The organism is Nocardioides dubius, from assembly GCF_039528155.1.
GTDB classification, from domain to species: Bacteria; Actinomycetota; Actinomycetes; order Propionibacteriales; family Nocardioidaceae; genus Nocardioides; species Nocardioides dubius.
The window spans coordinates 137203-144770 of sequence record NZ_BAAALG010000010.1; the positions used below are offsets into that span (position 1 = coordinate 137203).

The 7568-nt window shown below is 70.8% G+C and carries 7 protein-coding genes; 4 read left to right on the forward strand and 3 right to left on the reverse strand.

Going from position 1 to position 7568, the window contains the following annotated elements; translation table 11 throughout:
- Window positions 1-8 precede the first annotated feature (8 nt).
- From ABD151_RS13000 to ABD151_RS13010, 3 genes are all read right to left on the reverse strand, one after another.
- Entirely contained in the window at window positions 9-764 is a 756-nt protein-coding gene (locus ABD151_RS13000; protein WP_343994998.1) for a phosphoglyceromutase, read from the reverse strand.
- On the reverse strand, window positions 764-1369 hold the full coding sequence (locus tag ABD151_RS13005) for a copper chaperone PCu(A)C (protein ID WP_343995000.1): 606 nt from the start codon (window positions 1367-1369) through the stop codon (window positions 764-766). The genes ABD151_RS13000 and ABD151_RS13005 overlap by 1 nt, the downstream gene beginning before the upstream one ends.
- 103 nt (window positions 1370-1472) lie before the next feature.
- A complete protein-coding gene (locus tag ABD151_RS13010) occupies window positions 1473-2261 on the reverse strand; it encodes a UbiA prenyltransferase family protein (RefSeq protein WP_343995002.1) in 789 nt (262 codons plus the stop codon).
- A gap of 226 nt (window positions 2262-2487) precedes the next feature.
- Here ABD151_RS13010 and ABD151_RS13015 point away from each other — a divergent pair, with 226 nt between their 5' ends.
- The 4 genes from ABD151_RS13015 to ABD151_RS13030 form a co-directional block, all read left to right on the forward strand.
- The gene (locus tag ABD151_RS13015) at window positions 2488-2973 is read left to right on the forward strand and encodes a CarD family transcriptional regulator (protein ID WP_343995004.1); all 486 of its coding nucleotides are present in this window, start codon (window positions 2488-2490) and stop codon (window positions 2971-2973) included.
- A gap of 185 nt (window positions 2974-3158) precedes the next feature.
- Window positions 3159-4652 (forward strand): MFS transporter, encoded by a 1494-nt coding sequence (locus ABD151_RS13020; RefSeq protein ID WP_343995006.1) that lies wholly within the window; start codon window positions 3159-3161, stop codon window positions 4650-4652.
- Window positions 4652-6715, forward strand: coding sequence for a molybdopterin oxidoreductase family protein (locus tag ABD151_RS13025; protein WP_343995008.1), 2064 nt, complete (start codon window positions 4652-4654; stop codon window positions 6713-6715). Before ABD151_RS13020 ends, ABD151_RS13025 begins: the two co-directional genes overlap by 1 nt.
- On the forward strand, window positions 6712-7568 hold an 857-nt coding region (locus ABD151_RS13030; RefSeq protein ID WP_343995010.1), incomplete at its 3' end, for an NAD(P)/FAD-dependent oxidoreductase. The genes ABD151_RS13025 and ABD151_RS13030, both read left to right, overlap by 4 nt.

Genomic DNA, 7568 nt, shown 5'->3' on the forward strand with positions numbered 1-7568 from the left:
GGGGGGTGTTACCTGCCCTGGTTGGCGACGGCGGCGGCTGCCGCGGCTGCTGCCTCGGGGTCGAGGTACTCGCCACCGGCGACCGTGGGGCGCAGGTCGGCGTCGAGGCGGTAGACCAGCGGCATGCCGGTCGGGATGTTCAGCCCGGCGATGTCGTCGTCACTGATCTGGTCGAGGTGCTTGACCAGTGCACGCAGGCTGTTGCCGTGCGCGGCCACCAGGACGGTCTTGCCGGCCTTCAGGTCGGGCACGATCTCGGCGTCCCAGTACGGCAGGAAGCGCTCGATGACGTCCTTGAGGCACTCGGTGCGCGGGGCTGCCTCGCCCGGACCGCCGTTGGAGACGGAGTAGCGCGGGTCGCCGGCCTGCGAGAACTCCGAGTCGTCGCTCAGCGGCGGCGGGGGAGTGTCGAAGGAGCGGCGCCAGGTCATGAACTGCTCCTCGCCGAACTCGGCGAGGGTCTGCTTCTTGTCCTTGCCCTGCAGGGCGCCGTAGTGGCGCTCGTTGAGGCGCCACGAGCGCTTGACCGGGATCCAGTGCCGGTCGGCGGCGTCGAGGGCCAGCGCGGCGGTGTTGATGGCACGACGCTGCAGCGAGGTGTGCACGACGTCCGGCAGCAGGCCGGCGTCCTTGAGCTGCTCGCCACCGCGGACGGCCTCAGCGCGACCGGCCTCGGTCAGCGCGACGTCGACCCAGCCGGTGAAGAGGTTCTTGGCGTTCCATTCGCTCTGCCCGTGACGGAGCAGGATCAGGGTGTGGGCCATCAGTGACCCGACTCCGCGCCCTCGCCCGAACCGTGGGTCTCGAGGTCGGTCTTGCAGGCCTCGGTCAGCTCGCCGTCGCCGTCCTCACCCTCGAAGTGGTTGGCGTTGCACACGACCGGGACCTCGATCTCGACGGTGCCGGCGTTCGCGAACTGCAGGGTGAGCTTGACGAAGTCGCCGAGGACGAAGTCGCCGGTGACCGGGATGCCGGCCGCACGCTTCGGGCCCGGCTTGTCGACGGAGTCGGCGCCGGCCGCGTTCAGCGCGAGCAGGCCGCCTGCGGGGATCACGAGCTTCTTGGTGGGCAGGGTGGCGCTGACGTCGCCGCTGATGCCGGTCAGGGTGTCGTCCCCGGTGGTGGCGTCGTCGCCGGGCTCGCCCTGGACGTTGTTGGAGAAGGTGGCGACCAGGGTGCCCTTGCCGTCCGCCGACGCCACGATGGCGGCGTTGAGGACGTCGACGTCGCCGGCACGGTTGTTCGCGCCGGGGGCCGGCGTGTAGACCTTGTCGGTGGCGAAGTTCATGCCACAGCCAGCCAGAGTGGGCACGGCGAGCACGAGGGCGCCGGCGGCGAGTCCGCGGGCGATCCGGTTGCGAAGCAGCATCGTTTCAGAGCCTTTATGTTCGGCGGTGGACCGTCTGGGATCGGTCACCAAGTGCGAGGCCAGCCTAGAGGATCGCCTCCGCGGCTGAGCGTGGTGTCCCGGGTCAGGCAGCCACGAGGCCGAAGTTGGCTCCGGCGAAGACGGTGACGGCCAGCATCACGACCAGGTAGACGACGGTGATGGCGAGCAGGCGGGGCGCTCCGGTGCGCAGCGCGAGGGTGAGCGGAAGGGTGCGCCAGCCGTCCGCGTTCTCGTCGACCAGCCCGGGCAGTGCGGCCAGCACGTGCAGCCCGACGCCGATCAGCGCGCCGCAGACGACGAGCGCGACGGTCGGTGCGCCGCCGTCCCCCTCGCCGCCCCAGCCGCCGTAGGAGAGGAAGCCGGCGAAGCCGCCGAAGGTGAGCGCCCAGGTGAGGAAGGAGAGCCTGCCGCGGCGCAGCAGGCCGGCGTTGCCGAGCATCGCCACCAGCAGGATCACCAGGTGGATGGAGCCGGCGATCCGGCCGTTGGCGATCGAGAGCGGCACCACCAGCAGGACCGCGACGGCGATCGCGAACGATGCCGTGCCGGGGTCGAGGTACCCCTCGGCGATCGGCTTTCCCTCGCGGCCGTGAGTGCGGTCGCGGTTGCGGTCGACCAGGTCGTTCTGGACGCCGAGGATGAACTGTCCGACCAGGACGGTGACCAGCACCAGGCCCACCTCGCGGGTGCTGCGCCCGGCGAGCGCTGCGGCAACGGTGACCCCGAGGGCGACCAGGGCGCCGCGGCTGGGGTGGGAGGCCCGGAAGAGAGCAACGGGAAGGGAGCGTGCGACGTCGAATTGCTCGACGAGGACGCCCTCTGCGTTCACGCGCTTGATCCGGCGAACGGGCTGATACCGCTTGGCAGACATAGGCCGCAGTATTGACCAATCTCGTCGGCGATGCGGGCCACACGCGGAGGTTTGACCGATCGGCCATCGCGGCCCGCGAACGCCCCCGGTGGAAGGACCGGGCCGGGGCCAGGCACACCGCGGATGCTTCTGTCAACCCTGCATGTGCCCTCTGACCTGCGCAAACGCTGAGCAAGGGTGCCCAAAGTCGTGTTAGACTGGTCACCTAGGAAGGGGTACTTTGCACATGACATTCACCGTCGGCGAAACGGTTGTTTACCCAAACCATGGTGCAGCGGTCATCGAGGAGATCGAGACTCGCACCATCAAGGGAGAAGAGAGGGAATACCTCGTTCTTCGCATCGTCGCCCAGCAGGACCTGGTGGTTCGGGTCCCGGCCTGCAACCTGGATCTCGTCGGGGTTCGCGACGTCGTTGACAAGGATGGGCTCGACCGCGTGTTCGACGTCCTCCGCGCTGCGCACGTCGAGGAGCCGACGAACTGGTCGCGTCGCTACAAGGCGAACCTGGAGAAGTTGCACTCGGGAGATGTGATGAAGGTTGCCGAGGTCGTTCGCGACCTGTGGCGGCGTGAGCGTGACCGTGGCCTGTCGGCCGGCGAGAAGCGGATGCTGGCCAAGGCGCGCCAGATCCTGGTCTCCGAGCTGGCCCTGGCTGAGCGCACCAACGAGGACAAGGCTGAGACCATCCTCGACGAGGTGCTCGCGTCCTGACGGACGAACGCCCACAACGACACAAGCCTCCCCGACGTTCGCGTCGGGGAGGCTTCGTCGTTCCTGGGGTGTGAGGACGTGAGGAGGAGTTGACACATACGTGAAACAAACCGGACCGACGCCGTAACGGGCGCTTCCTAGCCTCGACGCATCGTCGAGCAAGCGCGTCGCAGAAGGAGCAGCCCGTGGTCAGCAAGGCAGCCGGCACCGAGTCCACGTACTCCCCAGGAGGAGTCACCATCCCCGACTGGCGCCCGGAGGAGCCCGCCTTCTGGGAGGCAGGTGCCTCCCGGGTCGCCCGCCGCAACCTGGGCTGGTCGATCTTCGCCGAGCACCTCGGGTTCTCGGTGTGGCTGATGTGGAGCGTCAGCTCCGCCTACCTCCTCTCGATGGGCTTCGACTTCACGCCCCAGGAGCTGTTCCTGATCGTCGCCGCCCCGAACCTGGTGGGCTCGCTGATCCGGCTGCCGTACACCTTCGCGGTCCCGCGCTTCGGCGGACGGAACTGGACCGTGGTCAGCGCGCTGATGCTGCTGGTGCCGACGCTGCTCTTCGCGGTCTTCGTGCAGCGGCCCGAGACGCCGCTGTGGGTCTTCGTGCTGATCGCGGCCACCGCAGGCCTGGGCGGCGGCAACTTCGCCTCCTCGATGGCGAACATCAACTTCTTCTACCCGGCCTCGAAGAAGGGCGCGGCGCTGGGTCTCAACGCGGCCGGCGGCAACCTCGGGGTGGCGATCATCCAGTTCTTCCTGCCGGTGGTGGTCGGCGGCGCCGGCATCTTCGGCATGGTGACGGCCAGCGACGGCGGCATCCACCTGGAGCGCGCCGCCTACGTGTATGCCGTGCTCGCCCTGGTGGCGGCGGCCGGTGCCTGGCTCTTCATGAACAACCTGACCACCGCGAGCGTCAGCCCGCGGCAGTCGCTGGCGGTGGTGCGCGACAAGCACACCTGGGTGATGTCGCTGCTCTACATCGGCACCTTCGGCTCGTTCATCGGATACTCGGCAGCGATGCCGCTGCTGATCAAGACCAACTTCTGGGTGCCGGCCGGCGGCCCGACCGGTACCGGCATCCACTTCGCCTACTACGCCTTCCTGGGCGCGCTGGTCGGCTCGGTGGCGCGCCCCTTCGGCGGCTGGCTGGCCGACAATTACGGTGGCGCCCGGGTGACCATGTGGAGCTTCGTCGGGATGGGCATCGGCACCGCCGCCGTGCTGTGGACGCTGAGCCAGCTCACCCCGAACCCGGGGCAGGAGCCGGGCATCGCGCAGGACAACCAGGCCTGGTTCGCCTGGTTCCTGGCCTCCTTCCTGATCATCTTCGCGGCCAGCGGCATCGGCAACGGCTCGACCTACCGGATGATCCCTTTGATCTGGGCGCGCCAGGCTCGCACCAGCACCGCCGACGGCAGCCCGGAGCGGACCGCCGCACTGCAGCAGTCCACCCGCAACGCCTCGGCCGTGATCGGGATCGCCGGCGCGGTCGGCGCGATGGGCGGCTTCCTGATCCCGATGTCGTTCGGTGCGCCGTGGGTCGACGACCCGGCGTCCGCGATCCGGGGTGCGTTCGCGGTCTTCGGCGGCTACTACGTGGTCTGCCTGGCGATCACCTGGTTCGTCTACACCCGGCGCTCCTTCCTCGTCTCGCGGCTGCCGAGCCTGGCCGAGGCCCGGATCTGATGACCACCACCCACTGCCCCTACTGCTCCCTCCAGTGTGGGATGCGGCTGACGGCCGGGGATCGGCTCGCGGGGCAGGCGGCGCCCGAGGTGACGCCGTGGGAGGAGTTCGGAGTCAACCAGGGAGCCCTGTGCCGCAAGGGCTGGACGGCCACCGGGCTGCTCAAGCACCGCGAGCGGCTGACCACGCCACTGCTGCGGGACCGGGCCAGTGGCGAGCTGCGGCCGGTCTCCTGGGAGGAGGCGCTGGACGTCGTCGCCTCGCGGTGCGCCGAGCTCCAGAGCGCGCACGGTGCCGATGCGGTGGCGGTCTTCGGCGGCGGCGGGCTGACGAACGAGAAGTCGTACCTGCTCGGCAAGTTCGCGCGGGTGGCGCTGGGCACCAGCCAGATCGACTACAACGGGCGCTGGTGCATGTCCTCGGCCGCGGCCGCCGGGGCCCGGGCCTTCGGCGTCGACCGGGGGCTTCCGTTCCCGCTGGCCGACATCGAACAGGCCGACGTGCTGGTGCTGGTCGGCTCCAACCTGGCCGAGACCATGCCGCCGGCCGCGCGTCACCTGGCGCGATTGCGGGAGAACGGCGGCAAGGTCGTGGTGGTGGACCCGCGGCTGACGCCGACCGGGGAGCTCGCCGACGAGTTCGTGCAGCCGGTGCCGGGCACCGATCTGGCGGTGGCGCTGGGGCTGCTGCACCTGGTGGTCGCGGGCGGGTTCCTCGACGAGGAGTACGTGGCGCAGCGGACCGTCGGCTTCGAGGCGGTGCGCGACTCGGTGACCGCGTGGTGGCCGGAGCGGGTCGAGCGGGTCAGCGGTGTGCCGGCGTCCCAGCTGCGGGAGCTGGCCCGGATGCTCGGCGAGGCGGAGCGCGTCGTGGTGCTCACCGCCCGCGGCGCCGAGCAGCACGCCACCGGCACCGACACCGTGCTGGCCTGGATCAACCTGGCGCTCGCGCTGGGGGCCCCCGGACGGCCGTTCGCCGGCTACGGATGCCTGACCGGGCAGGGCAACGGGCAGGGCGGGCGTGAGCACGGACAGAAGGCCGACCAGCTGCCGGGGTACCGGATGATCGACGACCCCGCGGCGCGCGAGCATGTGGCAGGCGTGTGGGGCGTGGTGCCGGACTCCCTGCCGGGCAAGGGCCGCTCGGCCTACGAGCTGCTCGATGCGCTCGGCACCGAGGCGGGGCCCAAGGCGATGCTGGTCTTCGGCTCCAACATCGTGGTCTCCGCACCCAATGCGCGCCAGGTCTCTCAGCGGCTGGACGCGCTCGACCTGCTGGTGGTGGCCGACATCGTGATGTCGGAGACGGCGGCGCGCGCCCACGTCGTGCTGCCGATCACCCAGTGGTCGGAGGAGGACGGCACGATGACCAACCTGGAGGGCAGGGTGATCCGGCGCAAGCGGGCGCTGACGCCGCCGCGCGGGGTGCGCAGCGACCTCGACATCATCGCCGGGCTGGCCTCCAGGCTCGGTGCCACCGCTGACTTCCCGACCGACCCCGCGACGGTGTTCGAGGAGCTGCGCCGGGCCTCGGCAGGCGGCAAGGCCGACTATGCCGGGATCACCTGGGAGCGGATCGAGGAGGAGGGCGGCGTCTTCTGGCCGTGCCCCGACCTCACCCACCCGGGTACCCCGCGGATGTTCGCCGAGGAGTTCGCCCACCCCGACGGGCGGGCCCGCTTCCACGCGGTCGAGCACCGCGGCGCCGCCGAGGTGCCGGACGCCGACTACCCGGTCTACCTGACCACCGGACGGGTGCTCGCGCAGTACCAGTCCGGGGCGCAGACCAGGAGGGTGCGCGAGCTGCCGGACCAGGGGCCGTTCGTGGAGCTGCACCCGATGCTGGCCGGCCGGATCGGCGTCGCCGAGGGCGAGCCGGTGCGGCTGTCGACGCGTCGCGGGAGCCTGCGGGTGCCGGTGCGGGTGGTGCCCACGATCCGGCCCGACACGGTCTTCGTGCCGTTCCACTGGGTCGGTGCCAACCTGCTCACCAACGATGCGCTCGACCCGACGTCGCGGATGCCGGAGTTCAAGGTCTGCGCGGTGGCGGTGAGCGCGCCATGAGCCTCGAACGGCTGGTGATCGTCGGCAACGGGATGGCGGCGACACGGCTGGTCGAGGAGCTGGTCGCGGCGCGCTACCCGGGAGCGATCACCGTGCTCGGCGACGAGCCGGGACCGGCCTACAACCGGATCCTGCTCTCGGCGGTGCTGGAGGGCACCCACTCGCTGGATGCGCTGGTGCTGCGGGCGCCGGAGTGGTTCGCCGCACACGGCGTGGACCTGCGCCTGGGGGCGCGGGTGCTGGAGATCGACCGCGAGGCCGGTGAGGCGATGCTGGTCGACGGGACCCGGATCGGCTTCGACCGGCTGGTGCTGGCGACCGGCTCGATCCCGACCCTGCCGCCGATCCGCGGGCTGGTCCAGATGGACGGCCAGCTGAGCGCGAAGGTGCACGCGTTCCGGTCGCTGGCGGACTGCCTGCGGCTGATGGGCGCAGTGCCCTCGGCGGAGCGAGCGGTCGTGGTCGGCGGCGGTCTGCTGGGGTTGCAGGTGGCGCGTGCGCTCACCGTGCGCGGGCTGCTCACCGAGGTGGTCGAGGGCAGCGAGCATCTGCTGTCGCGCCAGGTCGACGAGCAGGGCGGTTCGGTGCTGCGGCGCAGCCTGCGCAAGCTCGGCACCGAGGTCTACACCGGAGTGCGCGCGGTCCGGCTCACCGAGGACGGGCTGAAGCTCGACAACGGGCACGTCCTGGAGACCGACCTGGTGGTGCTGACGGCGGGCGGCAGGCCCTCGACCGCACTGGCCCGTGCCGCCGGACTCTTCGTGCGGCGCGGGGTGGTCGTCGACCATCAGCTCGCCTCGATCACCGACCCGCGAATCCATGCGCTCGGCGACTGCGCGGAGTTCGGGTCGCG

Coding starts and splice junctions, on each gene's coding strand:
- ABD151_RS13025 (WP_343995008.1), top strand. CDS start 4,652: ATGACCACCACCCACTGCCCCTACTGCTCCCTCCAGTGTGGGATGCGG.
- ABD151_RS13010 (WP_343995002.1), bottom strand. CDS start 2,261: ATGTCTGCCAAGCGGTATCAGCCCGTTCGCCGGATCAAGCGCGTGAAC.
- ABD151_RS13000 (WP_343994998.1), bottom strand. CDS start 764: ATGGCCCACACCCTGATCCTGCTCCGTCACGGGCAGAGCGAATGGAAC.
- ABD151_RS13005 (WP_343995000.1), bottom strand. CDS start 1,369: ATGCTGCTTCGCAACCGGATCGCCCGCGGACTCGCCGCCGGCGCCCTC.
- ABD151_RS13015 (WP_343995004.1), top strand. CDS start 2,488: ATGACATTCACCGTCGGCGAAACGGTTGTTTACCCAAACCATGGTGCA.